A 2798-nucleotide genomic window follows, 5' to 3' on the forward strand; every position below is an offset into this window, starting at 1 on the left:
ACCCGTCTCCCCCACGCCGTCCCAACCAAAACCGCGTTTCGTGTTTATCCCGTGCCCCATACCCACGCTGGTCTAATTTGGGGTTCGCCCCCGGCCCCCGCCCCGCCCGCCGTGGGGGGGGCCTCGACTTCATCACAGGGTTGCTTCGTCCACTTCATGTTGGACGACCCGGACGCGCAGAAAAAAGCGCCTGCGGCGGGTCCTTTGTTAACCACCATGATGCGGGACCACAGCGACAGGGCGTGCCGGAGACGGTCAATCCGGCCGGCGATGTCGTCGCCGGCGGCGACGGTCTCATTCAGGATCAGCATCGACCAAAGAGCGAGGCCACTGCCGTTATGCTCGAGATCTGGGGACGGCGGCTTGGCGATCGCCGTCTACTCGGCGTTTCTCGAACTCACTGCATGCAAGACCGTGACGAAGCCCTTCACATTGCGGGTCGGGACATAGCTGGCTTCTTGGCGCGCTACCACCGCTAGAGATGCAGACTTCGCCCGACAGCTCCTGCTGGAGCGCGGCTTGGATCTGATGGCAGAATTCTTGCGGAGACGCGGACAAGTGGGGAGCACTCCAACCCTACACACGCGTCACTGGGCTATCAGTGTTGACCGTATAATCTTCGGAATGGCAATGGCATATTTTACAAAGCACGACCGCAATCAAATTATATACCGCAGCTGGGAAGAGCCGGAACAGTCAAGCGCAAGGATGAGAATTTTGGTCCTCAAGCTTGATCATGTCGGCGACTTTTGGATGTCTCTAGGGCCCCTAAAGGACCTTCGTCAGCGTTTTGCGCATGCCCACATTACGCTGGTGGTGGGAAGCTGGAACATCGCTACTGCAAAACAGTTCGACCTCGCCGACGATCACATTGCTTTTGACTTTTTTCCTCGCAACCCGAAAGTCAAAACGCGCAAAGAAGCCGCCGACATAAGGCCGCTGCTGACCGGCGAGTTTGATCTTGCCATTGATATGCGTGTTCCGGAAGAAACAAGGCCCATCTTGCTTGAAGTCCCCGCCAGGCACCGTGCGGCGATAGTTGATCCGTACAGCATGCATCAGATCGATATTGCGATAGCGCCATTTAATCTGAAACTGCGCAGAACCATCTTCTACAAGCTCGTCCAAAAAATAGGGCTTGCTAACAAAATCCCTCGTAGATGGCTTGATTGGTTCATTGACCGCAAGCAGGTGCGTCTCCAGCATGTGTCAGAAATCCTCCTCTTTCTGGTCGCAAAGGCAGCTGCCTATTTCGAAAGCGGAGCGGGTCACCCACAGAATTCGACTAAAGGCAATGCCCCGATTGTCGTGGCTCCGTTCTCCAATTCCAGCCTGCGAGATTGGCCGATTGAAAGTTTTGGCAAAGTTGTCGCTGCTCTTTCGACCCGTGGTGAGGTGGTCCTCGTTGCCCGTGGCGAATGCCTGGAAGCGCTTGAGGAGGTTGCGAAGATAGCTCGGGATCGTGGAGCCGCGAACATTCGGACGGCTGTCGACTTGTCGGAATTGGAATTCAATTATCTCGTGAATTCGGCCGCGCTCGTCGTTTCGAACAATTCAGGCACCGGGCATGTCGCTGCCCAGCTTGGCCGCCCTACTATCGGCATTTTCACGGCGTCACATCTACCGGAGATTTGGGGGTTTCGAGGTCCCCTGGTCAGCATGCTTATGAGTGTTATTGAATGTCGCGGATGTGGTCTGGACCAAGTGCGGCATTGTCCGGTCAAAGTCCGATGCAAGTTCGACATCACGCCGGATCTCGTGATTGCCGAGGTAAACGCCTTGATGAATCATTGTAAGGGTACGGCACAAGCTTAGTGGCTCGCGGTCACCATAACCGCTATTGCCCAGATCTTGGTCGCTGATTCAATCGCTACAAACATCTAAAGGCCGATATTCAGAATCGAATCGACTTGGTCGAAGGACCGCAGTGGCGATGTCACCCCCTGGGCCGGGCGACCATTTCGTTTTCGTTCGCATGCCCGTCCATAGCGACAGCGCCACTAACAGCAGATGAACCACACAAAGTGAGGGAGACCCCAAATAAGTGCCAAGCGACAGCTGGCCCAAGGCGCCTGGCTGAAGGCGCATGAAAACCTCATCATCACCGGGCAGACCGGCACCGGAAAGACTTGGCTGGCCTGCGCCTTCGGACGTCAGGCCGCCCGGCTCGATCATTCCGTGCTCTACCTGCGCATGCCGCGTCTGTTCGAAGATCTCGCCCTGGCGCGTCTCGACGGCCGCTTTCCCCGTCTCATCGACAAGCTGGCTCGGGTGCAACTGCTCATCCTTGACGACTGGGGCACCCACAACCTGACCGACCAGCAGCGTCTCGATCTGCTGGAAATCTTCGAGGAACGCTATCGCCGGAAATCAACGCTGATCACCGCGCAACTGCCGATCGCCCAGTGGCACGCCATGATCGGCGAGCCGACAATAGCCGACGCCATTCTCGACCGGATCATCCACAACGCCCATCGCATCACCCTCGAAGGCGACAGCATGAGAAAGCAAAAAACATCGCCGCCCTTGACCGGCGCCAAAAACGGCGAAATCAATCGCAAATGACTTCAACCAGGCAACCGAGCGCCGACCCCATCCTGCTGTCCGCGAATTAGTGAAACTGCTGTCCGCGATTTAGCGGCACGACTGTCTCGTTTTTGCGAAATACGCACGTCCGACGCAGCTTGCGTTGACAAAGGCGGTTTTACGCGCAGTGTCGGTAGCTTTTCAAGTTGTCCGGTTTTTGTAGCACATCAGATGTCCGCTTCTGTTTGTTGCAGGAGGTGCGTCGAAGCGGT

General features: G+C 56.6%; 1 protein-coding gene and 1 pseudogene. Both read left to right on the forward strand.

All coding sequences use genetic code 11. From position 1 onward, the window contains the following. Positions 1 to 630 precede the first annotated feature (630 nt). Positions 631 to 1815 (forward strand): glycosyltransferase family 9 protein, encoded by a 1185-nt coding sequence (locus NKI70_RS33685; protein WP_352726426.1) that lies wholly within the window; start codon positions 631 to 633, stop codon positions 1813 to 1815. Between the two features lie 240 nt (positions 1816 to 2055). Beyond that, a pseudogene (locus NKI70_RS33690) lies at positions 2056 to 2565 on the forward strand (ATP-binding protein); the annotation flags it as partial. Between the last annotated feature and the right edge of the window lie 233 nt (positions 2566 to 2798).

Source organism: Mesorhizobium sp. M0500 (assembly GCF_040321165.1).
Classification (GTDB): domain Bacteria; phylum Pseudomonadota; class Alphaproteobacteria; order Rhizobiales; family Rhizobiaceae; genus Mesorhizobium.

Bases quoted from the DNA above. Each gene is read 5' to 3' on its own strand.
- NKI70_RS33685 (WP_352726426.1), top strand. From the start codon at position 631: ATGGCATATTTTACAAAGCACGACCGCAATCAAATTATATACCGCAGC.